The organism is Campylobacter sp. CNRCH_2016_0050h (assembly GCF_025772605.1).
Lineage (GTDB): Bacteria > Campylobacterota > Campylobacteria > Campylobacterales > Campylobacteraceae > Campylobacter_D > Campylobacter_D lari_D.
Window position 1 is genome coordinate 103,886 of the sequence record NZ_JAKMSK010000003.1, and the last position, 23,996, is coordinate 127,881.

The following is a 23,996-nucleotide window of genomic DNA, read 5'->3' on the forward strand; positions in this document are numbered from 1 at the left end:
AATATAAGCAATTTTTTTTTATAATATTAGCTTTGAAATATTTATTCTGCTAAGGATTTTTAATGAAAGATTTATTTTTGTTTAGTTCTTTTATAGATTCTAGTCACACTTTTGCATACTTTTTTCATTTGGGTATAGTGGTTGTGATTTCTTTGATTTTAGCAAAACTTGCTACAAGATCTATGCAAATTGTCCCAAGAGGTAGTCAGAATTTGGCTGAAGCTTATATGGAAGGCATTTTAAGCATGGGTAGGGATACTATGGGTAGCGATGAAGCTGCTAGAAAATATTTACCTTTAGTTGCAACTATAGGTTTTATGGTATTTTTTAGCAATATTATAGGAATCATCCCTGGTTTTGAAGCTCCAACAGCAAGTTTAAATTTTAGTGCTTCTTTGGCTATTATAGTATTTGTGTATTATCATTTTGAAGGTATTAGAACTCAAGGATTTTTTAAGTATTTTGCACATTTCATGGGACCTGTGAAAATTCTAGCACCTTTGATGTTTCCTATAGAAGTGGTTTCTCATTTTTCAAGAGTTATTTCTTTATCTTTCCGTTTATTTGGTAATATCAAGGGAGATGATTTATTCTTAGCAGTTATTTTAGCTCTTGTGCCTTGGGTTGCGCCATTGCCTGCTTATATGCTTTTAACTTTTATGGCATTTTTACAATCTTTTATTTTTATGATTTTAACTTATGTTTATTTAGCAGGTGCAACTGTAGTTGATGAGCATCATTAATTTTTAAAAAGCAAAAAATATTTTTTGCTTTTTTCTTTTTTAATCTTCTTCTTTTATTCTTTTTTAAACTCTTTTTGAAATAAAAAACGCTAGAATAAACAAAAAATTCTAAGGAAAATTTTAATGTTTGAAGTTGTTATAGGACTTGAAGTTCATGCACAATTAAATACAAAAACAAAAATCTTTTGTTCATGTGCAACTTCTTTTGGAGAAAAATCAAATACTAATGTATGCCCAACATGTTTAGCTTTACCAGGTGCTTTACCTGTATTAAATCAAGAAGCAGCGAAAAAAGCCATAGCATTTGGAAAAGCAGTTAATGCAACTATAAATAAAAAAAGTATTTTTAATAGAAAAAATTATTTTTATCCTGATTTACCAAAAGCTTATCAAATTTCGCAATTTGATATTCCTATAGTGGAAAATGGTGAGTTATTTATCAATGTAAATGGAGAAAATAAACGCATAGGTATCACTAGGGCTCATTTAGAAGAAGATGCAGGAAAAAATATACATGAGAGTAATTTTTCAAAAGTAGATTTAAATAGAGCAGGCACGCCTTTGCTTGAAATTGTCAGTGAACCTGAACTTAGAAGTTCCGATGAAGCAGTGGCTTATTTGAAAAAATTACATTCTATTATAAGATTTTTAGATATTTCAGATGCAAATATGCAAGAAGGTAGTTTTAGATGTGATGCTAATGTTAGTATTCGTCCAAAGGGTGATGATAAGCTTTATACTAGAGTGGAGATTAAAAATTTAAATTCATTCCGTTTTATTCAAAAGGCGATTGAGTATGAAGTAAAACGCCAAAGTGAAGCTTGGGAAGATGGAAAATACGATCAAGAAGTTGTGCAAGAAACAAGATTATTTGATACGGTTAATTTAGTTACTAGAAGTATGAGAGGTAAGGAAGATTCTGCTGAATATAGATATTTCCCTGATCCTGATCTTTTACCTGTAATTTTAGATGATGAAATGCTAAATCAAGATATACCTGAACTTCCTGATGAGAAAAAAGCTAGATTTGTGAGTGAATTGGGTATTAAAGAAAGTGATAGTGAAGTGATTGTTTCTTCATTAGAGCTTTGTAGATATTTTGAGTATCTAATTAATCAAAAATTAAATCCAAAACTTTGTGTTACTTGGCTTACGACAGAGTTAATGGGGCTTCTAAAAGGCGAATTGACTATAGAAAACTCACCTATAAAACAAGAAAAATTAGCTGTTTTGATCAAACGTATAGAAGAAGGTGTTATTAGCGCTAAAGCAGGTAAGGATATTTTAGCTTATGTATTTGAAAATACAGAAGTTGAAATTGATGATGCTATTGAAAAACTTGGTTTAAAACAAGTAAGTGATGATGGTGCTATTGAAAAGATTATTGATGAAATTTTAGCAAACAATGAAGATAAAGTAGCTGAATATAAAAGTGGTAAAGATAAACTTTTTGGTTTCTTTGTCGGTCAGGCAATGAAAGCAGGTAAGGGTGCATTTAATCCTGCTAAGGTAAATGAAATTTTAAAAGCAAAACTTGGTTAAATTATGAAAATAGCAGTTGTTGGTGCAGGAAAATGGGGAAGTGCTTTATATGATGCATTGAGCGTTAAAAATGAATGCGTAATAACTTCTTTTCACGAAAAAGATCTTTCTTATTTTGTTAGCACCAAAGAAGCTCTAGAATATGAATATTTAGTTTTTGCTTTATATGCTCAAGGAATACATGAATGGCTTGCAAATAATTTTAAAGATTTAAATCAAAAAATTCTTGTAGCTTCTAAGGGTATTGATTGCAAAAGTTTAAAATTTATGGATGAGGTTTTTAGTGAGTTCATAAGTAGTGATAGACTTTGTTTTTTAAGTGGTCCTTCTTTTGCAAGTGAAGTTTTAGAAAAAAAACCTTGTGCTTTGGTTGTTAGTGGTAAAAATCAAGAGCTTTGTAATCAATTTGCAAGTTTTTTTCCAAATTATATTAAAACCTATACAAGTTCTGATGTTAAAGGCGCTGAAATTTGTGGTGCATATAAGAATGTTTTAGCAATTGCAAGTGGAGTTTGCGATGGTTTAAATTTAGGCAATAACGCAAGAGCTTCTTTAGTTTCAAGAGGTTTAGTGGAAATGCACCGCTTTGGACAATTTTTTAATGCTAAAGAAGAAACATTTTTAGGGCTTAGTGGGGCTGGAGATTTATTTTTAACAGCTTCAAGCAACTTATCAAGAAATTATAGAGTAGGTTTGAGTTTGGCTAGTGACAAAAATATAAAAGATATTTTAATGGAACTTGGCGAGGTAGCTGAAGGAGTGCAAACCGCTTATGCTATACATTCTTTATCGAAACAATTTCAAATTTATACCCCGATTGTTAACGAAGTAGTCTTAATGCTAGAGGGTAAGAATGCTTGGGAATCTTTAAAAGATTTGATGTCATCAAAGGAGGAAATATTATGATCATCAAAAATGCAAAAATTTATGGCGAGCAAAAGCTTGATCTTAAAATAGAAGATGGGAAAATTACTCAAATTGCTAATGATTTAAATGATGATGAGTATATTGTTGATATAGAAGGCAAAACTTTACTTCCTTCGTTTATTGATTTAAATGTTGGTTTGCTTGATAATGAATTTAGTATAGATAAATTATATGATCTTGAAAAAGCATGCTTAAAAGGTGGGGTAGGGACTATTGTTTTAAAAGATAGTTTAGAAGCTAATACTCAAGGTTATGCGCTTTATTTTGATAAATTAAAATCTTTAGATATTAATGTTTTACCTACTATTAATGTATTAGATAAAACAGAAAAATTAAAAAATATTGCTACCTTAATTGATATGGGCGCAAAAGGCTTAGAGCTTTCAAGTACTTTAGGAGCAAATTATTTAAGACAATGTATGCAATATGCCAATATGAAATCAACCCCTGTATTTTTAAAGTGTTTTGATGAGAGTTTTGACGATCATGGAGTAATGAACGATGGACAAATAAGTTTTGAATTAGGACTTATAGGAATTAGTAATATAGCTGAAACTAGTGAAGTGGCAAAAATGAAAGAACTAGTGAAATTTTATAAAAACAAAGCTTGTTTTAGCTCTTTAGCAATTGCAAGATCGTTTGAATTATTGCATGATCAATATAGTGAAATTTCAATCCATCATTTAATCAAAGATGAAAGTACTTGTGAAAATTTTAACACTCAAGCAAAAATTTTACCTCCATTAAGAACAAAAGATGAAGTAGCAAATCTTAAAAAGTTGCTTCAAGATAAGAAAATTACTTTCTTAAGTTCTTTGCATACTCCTAACACTAAAAAAGATTTGGCTTTTGATGGAGCAGATTTTGGAGTTAATGCCATAGCTATATATATGAGTTTATGTTTTACATATTTAGTAAAAGAAGGTATCTTAACTTGGAAAGAATTATGTGGTTTTACAAGCTATAATCAAGCGCAATTTTTAGGATTAAATAAAGGTAAAATAGAACTTGGTTTTGATGCTGATTTAGTTGTATTTGATGAAAAACTTTCTTTTAATGGAGAAGGTTTATATGCAAATGATATCTTGCAAGGTAAGGTAGAAAAAAGTTTTATAGCAGGAAAAGTTTTTAGCCTTTAAGCTAAAAACTTTTATTTATCTTGCATAGCTTGAGCTACTTGAGCTGAACTATTTCTAATTTTTTCCATACATTCTCTAGCTTCTTTGGCTAAATCCACGCTTTGATTTACGCCACTTAAGCCATCTTTAATGCTTTGTACAACTTCAGCTGTTACATTTCTGATAGAATTAATGGTAGTAGTGATTTCATTTACTGAATGTCCAGTTCTTTCAGCTAGATTTCTAACTTCATCAGCAACAACAGCAAAACCTCTACCATGCTCACCTGCACGTGCTGCCTCAATAGCCGCATTTAGAGCTAAAAGATTGGTTTGATCGGCTATATCGCTAATGGTTTGAATAATATTTTTAATTTCTTCTGATTGCTCATTTAATGATGATACGAGATTGCTACTATTGTTCATCATATCAGCAATGCCTTGAATATTTTGAACCGTATTTTCTATAACACTATCGCCCTCTTGAGTGAGATTGTCATTTTGTTCAGCTAATTCACTAATGAGCTTTAATTTTTCCTCATCTCTTACAACTTGTTCGGTAATATCTGTTGCAAATTTAATAACTTTGTAAATTTCTCCATCATCATTTTTGATAGGATTATAACTTGCTTCTAAATGGATTAGTTTGTTGTTTTTACCAAAGCGTATGAATTTTCCTGATTGAAATTTACCACTTCTTAGCTCTTCCCAAAAAATTGTATATTCTTTGGAATTTCTAAATTTTTCCTCGCAGAACATACTATGGTGTTTTCCTTTGATTTCACTTAGTGAATAACCCATGGTTTGAGTGAAGTTTTCATTAGCATTTAAAATCTCTCCATAAGGATTAAATTCAATAATAGCCATAGAACGATTAGCAGCATCTATGGTGTTTTTTAGATCAAGCATTTCATAGTTTCTTTGAGTAATGTCATTTGCAAATTTAATAACCTTATACACTTCATTATTTTGATCTAAAATAGGAAGATAATTGGCTTCAAGATAAATATCTTTCCCGCCTTTTGCAATACGTCTAAAAAGCCCATTTCTTGATATACCACTTTTTAAATCTCTCCAAAAATCAACATAGCGTTGCGACTTTACAACCTCTGGTAAACAAAACATACTATGGTGTTTACCTTTGATTTCATTTAAAGAGTAATTCATAGTTTTTAGAAAATTTTCATTAGCATTAATAATAGTTCCATCTGTTTGAAATTCTATCATGGCCATAGTTTTGCTAATAGCATTAAGTATATCTTGAAAAGCTTGATTAGATTGCTCTAATTGAGTAATTTGTTCATTAATTTTTTTCTTGTTGATAAACATAAAACCCCTTTATAAAATAATTCGGAATTATATAGTGCTTTTTAAAATAAATAATTTATTTATATTAGCTTTTTGTTAAATTATAAAATTTTTCTTGGAGAGAATTTCTTATTTCATCGTTAATTTTCTCATTGTCATTTAGATATTGTTTGTTAAGTTCTTCAAGCTCTTTTAAAAATCCAAAAAGTGTTTCTTCCCACAAAGCATTATTTCTTTTACTTAAATTCATTGTTTGGATATGATTAAGTTTTCTACTCATATTGCTTAAATTCTCTAAAAATTCATCTTTATAATTTTCATCTTGGAGTGTAAAGGTATTTTGCAAAAGATTATTTTTTATATTTCTTATCTCTTCGTTAATTAGATCACAAAATTCAGGATAAATATCATTTTTAATAGGTTCAAGTAAGGCTTGTTCATCTAGTTTTAGAGTATATTTTTTTATGGCAAAAAAAAGAATTAAAAAAGCTATTGCACTGACTAAAATGTAGAAAGTCATTTTGTTTTGATAATCCTTAAAAAATAAAAATGGTGCGGTTAGCGAGATTTGAACTCGCACACGCTGAGCGCACCACCCCCTCAAGATGGCGTGTCTACCAATTCCACCATAACCGCATAAGCCCCACAAGAGGGCTTTGAAAATTTTAAGCTGCTACTAATGCTTGGAATGGATTAGCATAAAGAGCGATAAGAGCAATAACAAGTGCATAAATAACTTGAGCTTCAATCATCGCTAAAGCAATAAACATAGTAGTCATTAATTTACCACCAAGACCAGGGTTTCTAGCAGTACCTGCTATAGTTGCTGCTGCAGTATTACCCATACCGATAGCTCCACCTAAAGCTGCAACACCAAGTCCTAAACCTGCTGCTAAGATAGAAAAAGAAGCTAACCATTGATTCATAGAACCTTCAGCTGCAAATGCAAAACCGCTTAAAGCTAGCATTAAAAATACGATTTTTTTCATAGTTTTTCCTTGTAAAAATTTAAATCCTTTCGGCTTGCGTATCCCTACTCGTGATTTATAAAAGCGAAATTATATACAAATATAACTTTAAAATTATTGAAATTTAAATTAATATTATATATTTTAAAATAAATTAAAGTTTTTTTTAGCTACATTAAAAATTTTTATAGTTTTATAAATTTAAGGTTATCTTTATGAATGAAAAATTTTCTAAAATAGGCTTTGTATTAGCGGTAGCAGGTTCAGCTGTTGGACTTGGAAATGCTTGGAAATTTCCAACTTTGGTAGGACAAAATGGAGGTTCAGCTTTTGTACTTTTATATTTGCTTTTGACTTTGGGGGTAGGGTTTGTAATATTTTTGGCTGAACTTAGCATAGGAAAACTTAGTGAAAAAGATCCTGTAAATGCCTATTATACTTTAGCTCCAAAACATAAAAGAGCTTGGTCTATAGTTGGTTTTTCTTTAATAGGTGCTATTTTGATTGTTTCTTTTTATAGCGTGATAATAGGATGGATTGTTAAGTATGCTTATTTTGGGTTTTTTCCTTTACCAAAAAGTATAGAAGAAAGTGGCGCTATTTTTGGAAATTTACTTTCTAATGATGTTTTATCTCAATTTATATGTTTTACTTTTGTGTTTATGGTAATTTTTTATGTAGTATCAAAAGGTGTTAAAAGTGGTATAGAAAAACTCAATGTTTGGATGATGCCAAGCTTATTTATACTGCTTATTTTAATGCTTGGATATTCTTTTAGTATGGATGGTTTTTCTAAAGCAAGTGAGTTTTTATTTTCTCCGGACTTTTCTAAGCTTAGTGTAGGAGCATTTTTAAGTGCATTAGGACTTGCTTGTTTTTCTTTATCTATTGGAGTTGGTTCGATTATAACTTATTCTGCAAGTTTATCTGATAAAACAAATTTTATTACAAGCACTATTAACATTATCATTATTAATATTATTATTGGTATTATGATGGGACTTATTGTATTTACTTTCATATTTGAATTTAATGGAGATCCAGCTCAACAAGGCCCAGGCTTGATTTTTGTATCTTTGATGAGTTTGTTTTCAAATATTGACCCAATTGGCTTTTTACCTTTAGGAAATATTTTAGCTGTGGCTTTTTTTATAGCTTTGTTTTTTGCAGGGATTACTTCAGCAGTTTCCATGGTAGAACCTTTAACCTTTTATTTAATCAATTCTTATAATTTTACAAGAAAAAAAGCTTTGATTTTTATAGCTTTCATTGTGTATTTTTTGGGAAGTTTGTGTATTTTATCAGGAATTGAGTGGAGTAAAGATTCTTTAGAATTTTTTGGAAAAAGTTTTTTTGATATATTAGATTTTATTGCTTCAAATTTAATGATGCCTTTAGGTGGATTATTTGGTGCAATCTTTGTAGGTTTTGTGCTTAAAAAAGAAGCTTTACAAACTTTATTTTATCCTTATATGAGGGGTAAATACTTTGAGTGTTGGTATTTTTTTGTAAGATATATCTCGCCTTTAGCTGTGATTTTAATCATGGCAAAACAATTATTTTTTTAAGGTTAAAAGATGAATGAAAAATTTTCTAAAATAGGCTTTGTATTAGCGGTAGCAGGTTCAGCTGTTGGACTTGGAAATGCTTGGAAATTTCCAACTTTAGTGGGTAACAATGGCGGTTCAGCTTTTGTGGTGGTATATTTACTTTTAACCTTGGGTGTGGCTTTTGTGATATTTTTGGCTGAACTTAGCATAGGAAAACTTAGTGAAAAAGATCCTGTAAATGCTTATTATACTTTAGCGCCAAAAAATAAAAAGGCATGGTCATTTGCGGGATTTTTTATGCTTGGTGCTATTATTTTAGTGTCTTTTTATAGTGTTGTTATAGGTTGGATAGCAAAATATGCTTATTTTGGGTTTTTTGAATTACCTAAAGATACAAAAGAAGCAGGCGCTATTTTTGGAAATTTACTTTCTAATGATGTTTTATCTCAATTTATATGTTTTACTTTTGTGTTTATGGTAATTTTTTATGTAGTATCAAAAGGTGTTAAAAGTGGTATAGAAAAACTCAATGTTTGGATGATGCCAAGCTTATTTATACTGCTTATTTTAATGCTTGGATATTCTTTTAGTATGGATGGTTTTTCTAAAGCAAGTGAGTTTTTATTTGTACCTGATTTTTCAAAATTAAGTGTTAATTCTATATTAGACGCACTAGGGCTTGCATTTTTTAGTATGTCTTTGGGTGTATGTGTGATTTTAACTTATGCAGCAAGCTTGCCTGATAAAACAAATTTTATAAGCAGTGCTTTAAATATTATCATTATTAATACTATCATTGGTTTGATGATGGGACTTATTGTATTTACTTTTATATTTGAATTCGGAGCCGATCCTACTCAACAAGGTCCAGGACTTATATTTATATCATTAACAACGCTTTTTGCAAAGTTAGGGTTTTTGGGAAATGTTTTAGCCATAGCCTTTTTTATAGCTTTATTTTTTGCAGGGATTACTTCGGCTATTTCTATGATAGAACCTTTTACTTTTTATCTTATAAATCGTTATCAAATTTCAAGAAAAAAAGCTTTGGTTTTTGTGGGTATGATTGTTTATTTTCTTGGAAGTTTATCTATACTTTCTTTTTATCATGTAAGCGCACCAAGTTTAAATTTCTTTGGGAAAAGTTTTTTTGATATTTTAGACTTTTTCATACAAAATTTATTAATGCCAATTTCTGCTTTAATTACAGCATTTTTTGTGGGTTTTGTGCTTAAAAAAGAAGCTTTACAAACTTTATTTTACCCATTTATGCGTGGGATATATTTTGAAATTTGGTATATCTTTTTAAGATACATTTCTCCATTAGCGGTTATTTTAATCATGGCTAGACAGCTTTTTTTCTAAGGTATTAAAATGAATGATAAATTTTCTAAAATAGGTTTTGTGTTAGCAGTAGCAGGTGGAGCTATAGGGCTTGGAAATGCTTGGAAATTTCCAACCTTAGTAGGCCAAAATGGTGGTTTTGCTTTTGTACTTTTGTATTTACTTTTGACTATTAGTATAGGATTTTGTGTATTTTTGGCTGAAATTGCTATGGGAAGATTAAGTCAGAGTGATCTTGTAAATGCTTATAAAAGCTTAGCAACTAAATATGCTCAAAAATGGAAATTTGCTGGATTTTTTATGCTCGGTGGAATTTTTGTATTATCTTTTTATCTTGTTATTATGGGTTGGGTTTTAAAATATATGATAACTTCGATTTATTATCTACCTAGTAATACTCAAGAAGCAGGAGCTTTATTTGGAAATTTAATACAAAATAGTATTTTAGAAAGTAGTTTGTATTTTTTAATTGCTTTTTTTCTTACCTTGTTTGTTGTTTCAAGAGGGGTTAAAAGCGGTATAGAAAAACTTAATGTTTGGATTATGCCAAGTTTGTTTATTATGCTTGTTTTAATGCTAGTATATTGTTTTTTTCAAGATGGTTTTAAGGAAGCTTTTGTTTATTTGTTTTATCCTGATTTTACCAAGCTTAGTTTAAACTCTGTTTTAACAGCTTTAGGTCTTGCTTTTTTTACTTTATGTTTAGGTATAGGTTGTATTACCACTTATGCAGCCTCTTTAAAAGACGATACAAATTTAATTACAAGTTCGGCCATAATTGTGCTTTTAAATATCAGTATAGGTTTGATGATGGGACTTATTGTATTTACTTTTATATTTAAATTTAATGCTAATCCTGCAGAAGGAGCTGGGCTTGTATTTATATCTTTAACAACTTTATTTTCTAATTTAGGTGCTATCTTTGGACATTTTTTAGCTTTTTATTTTTTCTTAGCTTTATTTTTTGCAGGGATTACTTCAGCAGTTTCTATGATAGAACCTTTTACTTTTTATCTTGTAAATGAATATAAAATTTCAAGAAAAAAAGCTTTGGTTTTTATAGGCTTTGTAGTCTTTCTTTTGGGAATGAGTTGTATTTTATCTTTTAGTGCTAATTATGGGGCTAGCTTTAGTTTTTTTGGTTTAAGTTTTTTTGATATTTTAGATAAATTAACTTCTAATTTTATGCTCCCACTTGGAGCTATTGCAAGTGCTATTTTCGTAGGATTTTTTGTGGAAAAAATAAAAATTTACAATTTATTTTCTAAGTTTATGAGTAGAAGTATTTTTGAAGTATGGTATTTTTTACTTAGATTTGTTGCACCTATTGCGATTATTATCATTATGTTAAATCAAATTTTATAAATTTATTTTTTAAGAAAGTAGAGTTATAATTGCAAAGATGTAAAAATAAGGAAAAATTATGGCTAAAAAGTTAATTGATGTGATGGATACCACATTTAGGGATGGTTTTCAATCTGTTTATGGTGCTAGAGTTTTAATGAATGATTTTTTTCCTGCCCTAGAAGCAGCTAAAGAAGCAGATATTAAGCATTTTGAATTTGGTGGTGGAGCTAGATTCCAAAGTTTATTTTTTTATTTGAACGAAAATGCTTTTGAAATGATGGACAAATTTAGAGCCATCGTTGGAAAAGATGCAAATTTACAAACTCTTGCAAGAGGGGTTAATACCGTAGCACTTGATACAGGTAGTAAAGAAATTATCAATTTGCATGCAAAAATGTTTGCAAAACACGGCACAACTACAATAAGAAATTTTGATGCATTAAATGATGTAAATAATTTAAAATTTAGTGGAGAATGTATAGTTAAACATGGTTTAAAACATGAAATTACCATTACTTTAATGGATTTACCTCCAAAATGTAAAGGTGCGCATGATGTGCCATTTTATGAAAGAATTTTAAAAGAAATTCTACAAGCTCAAATTCCTTTTGATAGTATTTGTTTTAAAGATGCAAGCGGAACTTCAAATCCAAATAAAATTTATGAAGTTATTAAAATGGCTAGAAAAAACCTGCCTGAAAATATGCATATAAGATTACATACGCATGAAACCGCAGGGGTAAGCATAGCATGCTATTTAGCGGCTTTAGAAGCAGGTGTTGATGGTATAGATTTAGCTGCAGCTCCTGTTAGTGGCGGTACTTCTCAACCTGATATTTTAACAATGCTTCATGCTCTAAAAGGAAGCAATTTTGATCTTGGTTTAGATGAAGAAAAAATTTTAAAATACGAAGAAGTATTAAAAGATTGTTTAAAAGATTATTTTCTACCACCTGAAGCAACGGCGGTGAATCCTTTAATACCTTTTTCACCTATGCCGGGTGGAGCACTAACTGCTAATACACAAATGATGAGAGATAATAATATTTTAGATAAATTTCCTCAAGTTATAAAAGCTATGCAAGAAGTAGTAGAAAAAGGTGGTTATGGTACTTCTGTTACTCCTGTATCGCAGTTTTATTTCCAGCAAGCTTTTAATAATGTAATGTTTGGTCCTTGGAAAAAAATTGCAGATGGATATGGAAAAATGGTTTTAGGATATTTTGGAAAAACTCCCGTTGCTCCAGATCCTGAAGTAATTAAGCTTGCAAGCGAGCAATTAAAATTAGAACCAACTACAAAATTAGCCACAGATATTGCTGATGCTGATGAGAGCAAAAGTATAGCTTATATTAAAAACTTATTAGAAAAAGAAAATTTAGAAACAAGTGAAGAAAATATTTTTATCGTTGCAGCTTGTAAAGAAAAAGGCATAGCTTTCTTAAAAGGCGAAGCTAAGGTTAATGTTAGAAAAAATAGCAAATTAAAATCAAGTCTTATCGATGAAAATCAATTTACCGTTTCAGTTAATGGTAACAAATACCATGTAGAAGTAAGTGCAGGTTTTGATAGAGATGTTAATGTTAAAAGTGCTGTAAAAGTAAGTGCAGATAATGCAAAAGTTGCAAAAACTCAAGTAAGTGATAATGCTATTGTTGCAAGTATGAATGCAAATGTATTTAAAATTTTAGTTAAAGAAAATGATAGTGTAAAGGCAGGTCAAGTTGTAGCTGTACTTGAAGCTATGAAAATGGAAATTGAGATTAGTGCAAGTAAAGATGGAGAAATTGCAGAACTTTTAGTAAATGCTGGTGAGAGCGTAAGTGAAGGTCAAGTTTTAATGACTTATAAATAAGGAGGTAAAGATGAAAGGTTTAGAAAATTTAGGCTTAGAAAATATCGGACAAGTTTTTCACAATCTTAGTTATGATGAGCTTTTAAAGCACGAAAAAAACAATAATGAAGGTGTATGTACTAAAAATGGTACCTTTAGTGTAGATACAGGAATTTTTACTGGAAGAAGTCCTAAAGATAAATATTTTGTAAAACAAGATCCTTCGCAAAAATACATTGCTTGGGGTAAGATTAATCAGCCTATTAGTGAGAAATTATTTGAAAAGCTTTTAGCAAAAGCTAAAAAACAACTTAGTAATAGTGATATTTATATCCAAGATGCATATTGTGGAGCTTCGTTAAAAAGTCGTAAAGCTGTGCGTTTTGTAACTCAAATTGCATGGCAAGCACATTTTGTAAAAAATATGTTTATTCGTCCAAAAGAAGAAGAACTTAGTGAGTTTAAACCTGATTTTGTGGTGTATAATGCTTGCAAATGTATTAATGAAGATTATAAAAAAGATGGTTTAAATTCAGAGGTTTTTGTCATTTTTAACATAGAAAAAAATATAGCAGTAATTGGTGGAACTTGGTATGGTGGAGAGATGAAAAAAGGAATTTTTTCTATGATGAATTATTGGCTTCCACTAGAAAATAAACTTTCTATGCATTGTAGTGCTAATGTTGGAGAAAAAGGTGATGTAGCGCTTTTCTTTGGGCTTAGTGGTACAGGTAAAACTACTCTTTCAACTGATCCAAAAAGAAAATTAATAGGCGATGATGAGCATGGTTGGGATGATGAGGGTGTGTTTAATTTTGAAGGAGGTTGTTATGCAAAATGTATTAACCTTGATCCTCAAAGTGAACCAGAAATTTATGGAGCTATAAAGCAAAATGCACTTTTAGAAAATGTAGTTTTAAAAGATGATTTAAGCGTTGATTTCAATGATGGTTCTAAAACTGAAAATACTAGAGTTTCTTATCCGATAGAGCATATTTTAAATCACGAGCCAAGCCTTAGTGCAGGTCATCCTAGTAATATCATTTTCCTTTCAGCGGATGCTTTTGGTGTTTTACCTCCGGTTAGTAAGCTTAGTAAAGAACAAGCAATGTATTATTTTCTAAGTGGTTATACTGCTAAAGTAGCAGGTACTGAAAGAGGCATTACCGAACCTGTTGCGACTTTTTCAGCTTGTTTTGGAGAAGTGTTTTTGCCATTACACCCAACTGTTTATGCAAAACTTTTGGGCGAAAAAATCAGCAAGCATAATGTAAATGTTTATCTGGTAAATACCGGTTGGAGCGGTGGAGCTTATGGTGTAGGTACAAGAATGAGCATTAAAGCTACTAGAGCTTGCATTAATGCGATTTTAGATGGTAGCATACAAAATTGTGAGTTTGAAAACTATGATTTATTTAATCTTGCAGTTCCAAAAGAATTAGCAGGTGTAGAAAGTAAGTTGTTAAACCCTGTTAATACTTGGGAGGATAAAAAAGCTTATGAAGAAACTAAATTAAAGCTTGCAAAAATGTTTATAGAAAATTTCAAACGCTATGAAGATGTAAAAGAAGGAGCAGAATTTAAACTAGCTGGTCCTGCTATCTAAAAAGAGTTAGCTCTTTTTAGAATAAAGATTGAGGATTGATTTGGGTTTCTTTATTTTTTGGAAGCTCAAATCCACCTAACATATGAAAATGTAAATGAAAAACTTCTTGTCCGCTATTTTTTCCACAATTTGTGATTAATCTATACCCACTTTTATCAAGTCCTAAAAGAGTAGCTAGTTCTTGGATAAATTGTGTCATTTCGCTCATTAATTCAGGTCTTAATTCTTGAAAGTTTTCAAAATGTTCTTTTGGAATGATTAAAATATGAATAGGTGCTTTAGGATTGATATCATGAAAAGCTAAAAATTTTTCACTTTCTAAAACTTTATTAGCAGGGATTTTTCCTTCTACGATTAGTTCAAATACGGTTTTTTCTCTCATTTAGTAGTCCTTTTTTTATTATTTTTGCTAATTTTAAATAATTTTACATTAGAATGTTTAAAAAAAATTTAGTTGGAGCTAAAATTGCAAGATATGATAGAAAAAATTGCTTCTGTAAATACTTTAGCAGAGCTTGAAAATATAAAAGTAAGTGTTTTAGGAAAAAAAGGTATTTTGACTTTAGAATTTGCAAAGTTAAAAGATTTGCAAGGTGAAGAAAAAAAAGAATTTGCCAATGGTTTAAATAAAACAAGAGATGAATTTAATGAGGCTTATCAAATAAAATTAAAAGAATTAGAAGAAAAAGCTTTAAATGAAAAAATGAAACAAGATGTGCAAGATTTTAGCTTTTTTGATGAAACTTCAAATGCAGGTGCTTTGCACCCAATCATGCAAACTATGGATAAAATCATAGAATATTTTACAGCTTTAAATTTCAGTATAGAAAAAGGGCCTTTGATCGAGGATGATTTTCATAATTTTGAAGCATTGAATTTACCACAAAATCATCCTGCAAGAGATATGCAAGATACTTTTTATTTTGAAGATAAAACCTTGCTTAGATCTCAAACTTCTCCAGTTCAAATTAGAACTATGCTATCTCAAAAACCACCTATTAGAATGATAGCACCAGGTGCAGTTTTTAGAAGAGATTTTGATATTACTCATACCCCTATGTTTCATCAAGTAGAAGGACTTGTGGTAGAAGAAGGCGATAAGGTAAATTTTGCAAATTTAAAAGATATGCTAGAGCATTTTTTAAAACATATGTTTGGCGATGTAAAAGTGCGTTTTAGACCAAGCTTTTTTCCTTTTACAGAGCCATCTGCTGAAGTAGATATTTCTTGTGTGTTTTGTAAAGGTTGTGGATGTAGGGTTTGTAAGCAAACAGGATGGCTTGAAGTTTTAGGATGTGGCGTTGTTGACCCTAATGTTTATAAATTTGTTGGTTATAAAAATGTAAGTGGTTATGCTTTTGGTTTGGGTGTGGAGCGTTTTGCTATGCTTTTACATAAAATTCCTGATTTGCGTTCTATGTTTGAAGGTGATTTAAGATTATTGGAGCAATTTAGATGATTATTAGTAGAAATTGGTTAAATGAATGGATTGATTTAAGTGAAATATCAACACAAACTATAGTAAATACTTTAAATTCCATAGGATTAGAGGTTGATAGTTTCAAAAGTGTTAAAGCTCCCCAAAAAGTTGTAATAGGTAAGGTTTTAGAAAAAGTTAAACATGAAAATTCAGATAAATTGAATATTTGTAAAGTAGATATTGGGAATGAAATCTTACAAATTGTTTGTGGTGCAAAAAATGTTGATAAAGATCAATTTGTAGCCGTATCTTTAGTAGGTACAGTGCTTCCTAGCGGACTTGAGATAAAACCTGCCAAACTTAGAGGGGTTGAATCTATGGGTATGATTTGCTCTTCTAGTGAGCTTGGTTTTGGAAAAAGTAATGAAGGCATTATGGTTTTAGATGAAAGTATGGGAGAGTTAGTTTTAGGAAAAACTCTTAATGAATATGATTTGTTTAATGATGAATTAATTGAAATAGAACTTACTCCAAATCGCGGGGATTGCTTGAGTTTATATGGTGTTGCTAGAGATTTAAGTGCAGCACTTGATTTAAATTTAAAAGAATTAAATCCTTTAAAAGAAGGTGAAAATAGCGTAGGTATAGGAAGAATACTAAGTGTTAAAAATCAAAGTGATGTTGAAGGATTTTTTGCTTATAAGGCACTAGAGATTAAAGAAGAATTTAAGTTAAATATCACGATACAAATTCGCCTTGCTTTGATTGAAGCATATAAAAATAACAACATAGAAAATCTTTTAACTTATGCAACTCATGCAAGTGGAGTGATTTTTTGTGCTTATGATTTTCATAAGCTTTGTCAAGATTGTCAAATTGATGAAAAGATTGTTTTAGAGATTAAAACTCAAGAGCATGGAGAGTATGGGGTTTATTATAAAGATGAGTTGATTGCTTTAGCAGGTATAGAGCAAGAAGATAAATTTAAAATTAATGATGAGAGTAAAATCATCATTATAGAAGCAAGCTATACTCATCCTCAAACTATAGCAAATGCAATAGCCTTTTATAAAAAGAAAAATGATACTATATATCGTTCTTTAAGAGGCAGTGAGCCTAAGCTTTCTTTGGGAATGGAGTATTTATTTAATGAGTGCTTAAAAATTAGTGCAATGGGTGTTTTTTCAGGAAGCCAACAAGTTTTTAAAGAAAATGAAGCAAATATTATTGGGATTTTTGGTACAGAGATTGATAAAATCATTGGTATGCCTATAGATAAAAATAATTTAGTCAAAATTCTTAGAAAACTAGGCTTTGAAATAAGTGTGGTAAATGATGAACAATTTAATATTAAAATTCCACTTCACCGTAGTGATATAGTAAATATAGCTGATATTAGTGAAGAAATAGTAAGAATTATCGGTATTGATAATATCCCATCAAAAGCTTTAGAATTTAGAGAAAAAAATCGCTTAAATCAAGTATATTTTGATTATCAAGAGCTTAAAAATTTAAGATTAAAAGCAAGTAACAATGGATATTTTGAAAGTGTGCATTATGTTTTGGATAATGAAGAAGAATTAAGTCAGCTAGGATTTAAATGTATTAAAAACAAACTCATTAATCCTATTACTAACGAACTTAATACTTTAAGAAGTACTTTAATAAATCATCTTTTAAATGCAGTAAGCTTTAATCTAAGAAATTCAAAAAAGAAAATCAAGCTTTTTGAGTGTGGTAGTGTTTTTGATGAGTTTTCAAACGAGCATGCTAAATTTGCAATGATCTTTAGTGGCTATAAAGAAGAAGCTAAAATCACAAATAAGGCCAAGCCTGTTTTAGTGGATTTTTATACCTTTTTAGCAGAATTAAAAAGCATTATAGGTGAGTTTAGTTTACAAAAATCAGAATATGCATTTTTAAGCCCATATGAACAAGCAAATGTATATAAAAATGGCAAGCGTATAGGTTTTGTAGGTAGAGTGCATTTAAGTATAGAAAATGAAAGAGATTTGGTTAAAACTTATATTTGTGAGCTTGATTTGGAAGGCTTAAAACAAGACTTTAAAACCGCTAAAGCATATTCTAAATTTCCATCTATGAGCAGGGACTTAAGTATAGTTATACCTAAGGGTTTTGAATATGAAAAAATCAAACATACCATTGCTAAATTAAATATCGAAAGATTAGAAAGCTTTAGAGTGGTAGATTTATATACAGATGAAAATTTGGGTGATTTTTATAGCTTGACTATTAATTTGGTATTTAGAGATTTTGAAAAAACCTTAGAAGATAATATTATCCTTGAATATATTGATAAAATTATCAAAGCTTTAGATGATGAGCATGGTTTAAAACTTCGATGAAGATAAGCCCTATTGATTCTTTTAAAGTAGAGCTTGAAGATATAGCTTCTGATAAGTCTATATCTCATCGCTTTGCTATTTTTTCTTTGCTTACTCAAGGAACTTGTAAGATTAAAAATTATCTAAAAGCACAAGATACTTTACATACTTTAGCAATCATTCAAGCTTTAGGAGCTGAAGTTGAAGAAATTGATGGATTAATTTATATTAAAGCTCCAAAATATATAAAATCTCCAAATTGCGTTTTAGATTGTGGAAATTCAGGTACAGCTATGAGACTTTTAATAGGTTTTTTAAGTGCTATTGAAGATGAATTTTTTGTTCTTAGTGGAGATTGTTATTTAAATGCTAGGCCAATGAAGCGAGTGAGTGGGCCTTTGATGAGTTTAGGAGCTAAGATTTTTGGAAGAGCTAATGCAAATTTAGCGCCTATTTGCATACAAGGGGCTAAGTTAGATGGTTTTGACTTTAGTAGTAATATTGCTTCAGCTCAAGTAAAATCAGCTTTAATTTTAGCAGCTTTATTGGCTAAAAAAGAAAGTTATTTTAAAGAAGTTGAGCTTTCAAGAGATCATAGTGAGATTATGCTTAATAAAATGGGAGCTTGCATTGAGTATTTAAATGAGGATAAAACTTTTATCAAAATCAATCCTTTAAAAGAAAAATTAAAAGCATTTGAAGTATGTGTACCAAATGATCCATCATCAGCCTTTTACTTTGCCTTAGCTGCTTGTATTTTACCTCATTCAAAAGTAGTCTTAAAAAATGTTTTGTTAAATAAAACACGCATTGAAGCCTTTAAAATTTTAGAAAAAATGGGTGCAAAGATCACTTATAATATTACTAATGAAGATTTTGAAAGTATTGGAGAAATTTGTGTTGAAAGTACGCCTTTAAAGGCGGTAAATGTGAGTGAAAATATCGCATGGTTGATTGATGAAATTCCAGCTTTGGCTATAGCTTTTGCTTGTGCAAAAGGAAAAAGCATTATAAAAAATGCTAAAGAATTGCGCGTAAAAGAAAGTGATAGAATTAAATCAATTGTATTAAATTTGCAAAAATGTGGCATAAAAGTAAAAGAATTTGAAGATGGTTTTGAAGTAGAAGGTGGCGAAGTTAAAAATGCTAAAATAGAAAGCTTTGGAGATCATAGAATAGCGATGAGTTTTTTAATTTTAGGTTTAAGATGTGGAATAGAAATAGATGATAGCGAATGTATCAAAACTTCTTTTCCAAATTTTATTGAGATTTTAAAGCAAATAGGAGCTAAAATTGGAGATTGAATTAGCAAAAAGTTATGGATTTTGTTTTGGAGTAAAAAGAGCTATTAAAAAAGCCGAGCAGATTAAAGATGCAGCTACTATAGGACCTTTAATTCATAATAATGAAGAAATCACAAGACTTTGGAAAAATTATAATGTCAAAACATTAAATGATATTAATGAATTAAACGCAGAAAAAAAAGCCATCATTAGAACCCATGGTATTACAAAGCAAGATTTAGAAAAATTAAAACAAAAAGATATAGAAATTTTTGATGCAACTTGTCCTTTTGTGACTAAACCTCAAAAAATTTGTGAACAAATGAGCAATGAAGGTTATGAAGTTGTTATTTTTGGGGATGAAAATCATCCTGAAGTAAAAGGGGTTAGAAGTTATGTAAGTACTAAAGCTTATGTAGTGCTTGATGAAAAAGAATTGCTTGATATTAAATTGCCTTCTAAAATTGCAGTAGTATCACAAACTACAAAAAAGATAGAAAAATTTATGGAAATTGTAAATTTTTTAATGCTTAGGGTTAAGGAAGTGCGTGTTTTTAATACAATATGTGATGCGACTTTTAAAAATCAAGAAGCAATCAATGAACTTGCTAAAAAAAGTGATGTAATGATAATAGTTGGAGGGAAGAACTCAGCCAATACTAAACAGCTTTTTTTGATAGCAAAAAACTATTGTGAAGATAGTTATTTAATCGAAAATGAAAAAGAAATTCAGAAAGAATGGTTTAGCGGTAAAGAAAAATGTGGCATTAGTGCGGGTGCTTCTACACCTGATTGGGTGATTGATTTGGTTTTGGAAAAAATCAAAGAATACGCCAAAATTAACTAAGTTTAAAGAAAACAATACTATAATCAACAATTAAAATTTAAAACAAAGGACCACAATGAGCGAGGTGAACAAAAAAGTTCAAAACAGACTAGAGGATATTATCATAGAAGAAGATTTTGAGCAAATGCTTGAAGAATCTTTTAAGTCTGATGAGGAGGCAACTACACAGGGTATAATTGTCGCGATTAAAGGCGATGAGGTATTTGTAAATGTAGGACAAAAATCAGAAGGTATTTTAGTAGCAGAAGAAATTCAAAACGAAAAAGGCGAATTTATCTTCAAAGAAGGTGATACATTAGAAGTTGCTATAGTAGGTTCTCGCGGTGGCAGATCTTTACTTTCTCATAAAAAAGCTTTAAGAAAACAAAAAGTTAAAGAATTTATTAACAATTATAAAGATGATGAAACTATATTTGATGTAAAAATCATTGGTAAAAATAGAGGTGGCTTTGTAGCTGTGGATGAAAATGGAGTGGAGTTTTTCCTACCAAAATCACAAAGCAGTTTTAAAGATTCAAACAATATTATCAATAAAACTTTTAAAGTTAAAATTATAAAAATAGATAAAGAAGCTCAGAGTATAGTAGTTTCTAGAAAAAAAATAGTAGATGAGGAAAGAAAAAAACGCAAAGAAATTATTTCAAATGTATTAAATCAAGAAGAAATTATAGAAGGTGTTGTTAAAAAAATCACTACTTACGGTATGTTTGTTGATGTAGGCGGTGTTGATGGTTTAGTTCATTATAGCGAAATTTCTTATAAAGGACCAGTAAATCCTAGTTCATTGTATAATGAAGGTGATAAAGTTCCTGTAAAAGTGATTAAATATGATAAAGATAAAAAACATCTTTCTTTATCTATAAAACTTGCCATGCCTGATCCTTGGGATGAAATCAAAGATGGTTTAGAAGTTGGCGATACTATTAAAGTTACGGTTTCAAATATAGAACCATATGGTGCTTTTGTAGATTTAGGAAATGATATAGAAGGATTTTTACATATAAGTGAAATTTCTTGGGATAAAAATGCTAAAAATCCAAAAGATTATATTAACGAAGGTCAAGAGCTTGATGTGGAAGTGATTGAAATTAATGCTAAAGAAAGAAGACTTAGAGTTTCTTTAAAAAATTTATTAGCAAAACCTTTTGATGAGTTTTTAAAATCGTATAAAGTAGGTGATGTGCTAAAAGGCAGCGTTACTTCTGTGACTAATTTTGGTGCCTTTATAAAAATTGCTAATTTAGAAGGTTTATTACATAATGAAGATGCTTCTTGGAATAGAAGTGATAAATGTAAAGATATGTATAAAGTTGGTGATGTTGTAGAAGTTAAAATCATTAAACTAGATAAAGAAAATCAAAAAATTTCTTTAAGTACTAAAGAATTACAAAAAAGTCCTGTTCAAGTTTATGCTCAAAAACACCAAGTAAATGATGTTATATCTGGTAAAATTAGAGATATTAAAGATTTTGGAGTTTTTGTAGAGCTTGAAGAAGGCGTTGATGCGCTTATTCATAAAGAGGATTTAGGTAATATTGATTTTTCAAGTTTAAAAGTAGGTGATACAATAGAAGCTTTGATTGTTTTCATTGATGAAAAGAAAAATAGAATTCGTTTAAGCGTAAAAAGCCTTGCAAGAATGAAAGAAAGAGAAGCGTTAAATGAAATCAATGATAATGACAAAGTAACTTTAGGTGATATTATCAAAGATCAACTTTTATAATAAAAAATGAAAAAATATACCCTTTATGGTATTTTAGGTTTTTTAAGCCTAATTTTATTTATTGCTTTTATTTTTATGGTGAGATATGTAGATATTGGGAATTTACCTATCTCACAAAATGTTAAATATTCTTTTGATGAAATAAAAAAAGAGTTACCACAAACTTGGCAAGATAAACTTTCAAATATTAAAATCAATGATTTTTCTCCAGCAGCAAATGAATTTTATATGAGTTTTAATATGGATGATTCTGTAGTAAAGCCAAAACAAAAATTTTATATGCTCGATGTAAATAAAAATGATGTTTATTCTATGTTTTGTTTAAAGCAAACTCTGCATTCTTTTTTTATCAAATACACTTTAACACAGAGTAAAGATGAAGTGGCAATTTATTTAGATACAAATAATGAAAAAGTATTAAATACACTGATCGACAAATTAAAAATTTACAACATAAATGCAAAATTAAAGGAGGTTTGGTTATGAAAAAAATTATTGTATGTGATGCGATATTAGACAAAGGCGTAGAACTTTTAAGAAAAGCTGATGATGTTGAGCTTATCGAAGCAGCACATTTGCCTAAAGATGAACTTTTAACAAAATTAAATGATGTAGATGTTGCTATTACTAGAAGTTCAACGGATGTGGATTTGAAATTTATCAATGCATGTTCTAATTTAAAAGCTTTAGTTAGAGCAGGCGTTGGGGTTGATAATGTTGATATAGATGAATGCTCTAAAAAAGGCATTATAGTAATGAATGTACCAACGGCTAATACCATAGCAGCAGTTGAGCTTACTATGAATCATTTATTATGCTCTGCAAGATCTTTTGTAAATGCTCATAATTTTTTAAAAATACAAAGAAAATGGGAAAGAGAAAAGTGGTATGGTGTTGAACTTATGAATAAAACTTTAGGAGTTATAGGTTTTGGTAATATAGGTTCAAGAGTGGCTGTACGTGCAAAAGCTTTTGGTATGAAAGTTATAGCTTATGATCCTTATGTGGTAGCTTCTAAAATGACTGATTTGGGTATAGAGTGTGTGAATTCTTTAGATGTAATCTTAACTCAAAGTGATTTTATTACCATACATACGCCAAAAACAAAAGAAACAACAGATATGATTTCTTTTGAAGAAATTTCTAAAATGAAAGATGGCGTAAGATTGATAAATTGTGCCAGAGGTGGTCTTTATAATGAAGATGCATTGTGTGAAGGTTTAAAAAGTGGTAAAATAGCTTGGCTTGGTATCGATGTGTTTAATAAAGAACCAGCAACTAATCATCCATTTTTAGACTTTGAAAATGTTTCTGTTACTTCTCATCTTGGTGCAAACACTTTAGAAAGTCAAGAAAATATCGCTATCCAAGCATGCGAGCAAGCTTTAAATGCTGCAAGAGGAATTTCTTATCCTAATGCTTTAAATTTACCGATTAAAACTGAAGATTTACCAAGTTTTGTAGCACCTTATATTGAGCTTATTTCCAAAATGGGCTTTTTGGCTGCTCAGCTTGATAAAACTCCTATTAAGGCTATTAAACTTGAGAGTGAAGGACAAATTAGCGAGTATAATGAGTCTTTATTAACTTTTGCAACAGTGAGTGTTTTAAGAGGTATTTTAGGTGAGAATATTAATTATATTAACGCACATTTTGTAGCTAAAGATAAGGGCGTAGAACTTTCTTCTTGTATTCTACCAAGTAGTGGTTATAGTAATAAAATCACTATAAAAGTAATTACAGATAATTCTAACCTTTCTATCTCAGGAACTATTTTTGGTGAAAATGAACAAAGAATAGTAGAATTGAATGGTTTTGATGTAGATTTTAAACCAAAAGGGAAAATGATAATTTTAAACAATAATGACATACCAGGAGTTATTGCTAATGTTAGCGGAATTTTAGCCAAAAATAATGTCAATATAGCTGATTTTAGACTTGGTAGAAATGGCTTTGGAAAAGCTTTGGCTGTAATTTTGCTTGATACGAAAATTTCAAAAGCTTTGCTTGAGGAATTAAGAGCTATTGATGCTTGTATTTTTGCAGAATATGCAGAAATTTAAGGCTTTTTATAAGCCTTAATTGTTACAAT

Annotated in this window: 20 protein-coding genes and 1 tRNA gene; 16 read left to right on the forward strand and 5 right to left on the reverse strand. The window is 29.8% G+C overall.

Annotated elements, in window-relative coordinates; all coding sequences use genetic code 11:
* Positions 1-62: 62 nt before the first annotated feature.
* From L8X28_RS02520 to L8X28_RS02535, 4 genes are all read left to right on the forward strand, one after another.
* Positions 63-743 (forward strand): F0F1 ATP synthase subunit A, encoded by a 681-nt coding sequence (locus tag L8X28_RS02520; RefSeq protein WP_133319696.1) that lies wholly within the window; start codon positions 63-65, stop codon positions 741-743.
* 123 nt (positions 744-866) lie between these two features.
* On the forward strand, positions 867-2,285 hold the full coding sequence (gene gatB, locus L8X28_RS02525) for an Asp-tRNA(Asn)/Glu-tRNA(Gln) amidotransferase subunit GatB (protein WP_263665436.1): 1,419 nt from the start codon (positions 867-869) through the stop codon (positions 2,283-2,285).
* 3 nt (positions 2,286-2,288) lie between these two features.
* A complete protein-coding gene (locus tag L8X28_RS02530; protein ID WP_263665437.1) occupies positions 2,289-3,191 on the forward strand; it encodes an NAD(P)H-dependent glycerol-3-phosphate dehydrogenase in 903 nt (300 codons plus the stop codon).
* Positions 3,188-4,351: a metal-dependent hydrolase gene (locus L8X28_RS02535; protein WP_263665438.1), complete on the forward strand. Its 1,164-nt coding sequence runs from the start codon at positions 3,188-3,190 to the stop codon at positions 4,349-4,351. Before L8X28_RS02530 ends, L8X28_RS02535 begins: the two co-directional genes overlap by 4 nt.
* An 11-nt stretch (positions 4,352-4,362) precedes the next feature.
* On the opposite strand, the gene L8X28_RS02540 is transcribed toward L8X28_RS02535, so the two are convergent.
* The 4 genes from L8X28_RS02540 to L8X28_RS02555 form a co-directional block, all read right to left on the reverse strand.
* Complete coding sequence (locus L8X28_RS02540; protein ID WP_263659758.1) at positions 4,363-5,658, reverse strand: methyl-accepting chemotaxis protein; 1,296 nt, start codon at positions 5,656-5,658, stop codon at positions 4,363-4,365.
* 64 nt (positions 5,659-5,722) lie between these two features.
* A complete protein-coding gene (locus L8X28_RS02545; protein WP_263659757.1) occupies positions 5,723-6,157 on the reverse strand; it encodes a hypothetical protein in 435 nt (144 codons plus the stop codon).
* Between the two features lie 30 nt (positions 6,158-6,187).
* Positions 6,188-6,273: transfer RNA gene (locus L8X28_RS02550), tRNA-Leu, on the reverse strand.
* A 29-nt stretch (positions 6,274-6,302) separates the two neighbouring features.
* Positions 6,303-6,626, reverse strand: a complete 324-nt coding sequence (locus L8X28_RS02555; protein WP_012661906.1) for a F0F1 ATP synthase subunit C — start codon at positions 6,624-6,626, stop codon at positions 6,303-6,305.
* A 194-nt stretch (positions 6,627-6,820) separates the two neighbouring features.
* Between L8X28_RS02555 and L8X28_RS02560 the strand changes: the two genes are divergently transcribed.
* The 5 genes from L8X28_RS02560 to pckA are packed head-to-tail and all read left to right on the forward strand — an operon-like array spanning position 6,821 to position 14,286.
* The gene (locus L8X28_RS02560) at positions 6,821-8,173 is read left to right on the forward strand and encodes a sodium-dependent transporter (protein ID WP_263659756.1); all 1,353 of its coding nucleotides are present in this window, start codon (positions 6,821-6,823) and stop codon (positions 8,171-8,173) included.
* Between the two features lie 9 nt (positions 8,174-8,182).
* Positions 8,183-9,520 (forward strand): sodium-dependent transporter, encoded by a 1,338-nt coding sequence (locus L8X28_RS02565; protein WP_263665439.1) that lies wholly within the window; start codon positions 8,183-8,185, stop codon positions 9,518-9,520.
* Positions 9,521-9,529: 9 nt separating this feature from the next.
* Complete coding sequence (locus tag L8X28_RS02570; protein ID WP_263665440.1) at positions 9,530-10,864, forward strand: sodium-dependent transporter; 1,335 nt, start codon at positions 9,530-9,532, stop codon at positions 10,862-10,864.
* Positions 10,865-10,922: 58 nt separating this feature from the next.
* The gene (locus L8X28_RS02575; protein WP_263665441.1) at positions 10,923-12,701 is read left to right on the forward strand and encodes a biotin/lipoyl-containing protein; all 1,779 of its coding nucleotides are present in this window, start codon (positions 10,923-10,925) and stop codon (positions 12,699-12,701) included.
* A gap of 10 nt (positions 12,702-12,711) precedes the next feature.
* A complete protein-coding gene (gene pckA / locus L8X28_RS02580; protein WP_263665442.1) occupies positions 12,712-14,286 on the forward strand; it encodes a phosphoenolpyruvate carboxykinase (ATP) in 1,575 nt (524 codons plus the stop codon).
* A 16-nt stretch (positions 14,287-14,302) separates the two neighbouring features.
* On the opposite strand, the gene L8X28_RS02585 is transcribed toward pckA, so the two are convergent.
* Positions 14,303-14,668 (reverse strand): histidine triad nucleotide-binding protein, encoded by a 366-nt coding sequence (locus L8X28_RS02585; protein WP_220566684.1) that lies wholly within the window; start codon positions 14,666-14,668, stop codon positions 14,303-14,305.
* Positions 14,669-14,752: 84 nt separating this feature from the next.
* On the opposite strand from L8X28_RS02585, the gene pheS reads away from it, so the two are divergent.
* From pheS to serA, 7 genes are read left to right on the forward strand one after another with little or no spacing between them, the layout of a single operon-like run.
* Positions 14,753-15,745: a phenylalanine--tRNA ligase subunit alpha gene (gene pheS / locus L8X28_RS02590; RefSeq protein WP_087699975.1), complete on the forward strand. Its 993-nt coding sequence runs from the start codon at positions 14,753-14,755 to the stop codon at positions 15,743-15,745.
* On the forward strand, positions 15,742-18,072 hold the full coding sequence (pheT, locus tag L8X28_RS02595) for a phenylalanine--tRNA ligase subunit beta (protein WP_263665443.1): 2,331 nt from the start codon (positions 15,742-15,744) through the stop codon (positions 18,070-18,072). The genes pheS and pheT overlap by 4 nt, the downstream gene beginning before the upstream one ends.
* Positions 18,069-19,355 carry a 3-phosphoshikimate 1-carboxyvinyltransferase gene (gene aroA / locus L8X28_RS02600; RefSeq protein WP_263665444.1) on the forward strand — a complete coding sequence of 429 codons (1,287 nt, stop codon included), beginning with the start codon at positions 18,069-18,071 and terminating at the stop codon, positions 19,353-19,355. Before pheT ends, aroA begins: the two co-directional genes overlap by 4 nt.
* Positions 19,345-20,181, forward strand: a complete 837-nt coding sequence (locus L8X28_RS02605) for a 4-hydroxy-3-methylbut-2-enyl diphosphate reductase (protein WP_133319891.1) — start codon at positions 19,345-19,347, stop codon at positions 20,179-20,181. Before aroA ends, L8X28_RS02605 begins: the two co-directional genes overlap by 11 nt.
* Before the next feature lie 55 nt (positions 20,182-20,236).
* On the forward strand, positions 20,237-21,904 hold the full coding sequence (locus tag L8X28_RS02610; protein ID WP_263665445.1) for a 30S ribosomal protein S1: 1,668 nt from the start codon (positions 20,237-20,239) through the stop codon (positions 21,902-21,904).
* Between the two features lie 6 nt (positions 21,905-21,910).
* Positions 21,911-22,390 (forward strand): hypothetical protein, encoded by a 480-nt coding sequence (locus L8X28_RS02615; protein ID WP_133319893.1) that lies wholly within the window; start codon positions 21,911-21,913, stop codon positions 22,388-22,390.
* Positions 22,387-23,967, forward strand: coding sequence for a phosphoglycerate dehydrogenase (gene serA / locus L8X28_RS02620; RefSeq protein WP_263659747.1), 1,581 nt, complete (start codon positions 22,387-22,389; stop codon positions 23,965-23,967). Before L8X28_RS02615 ends, serA begins: the two co-directional genes overlap by 4 nt.
* Positions 23,968-23,996: the final 29 nt, after the last annotated feature.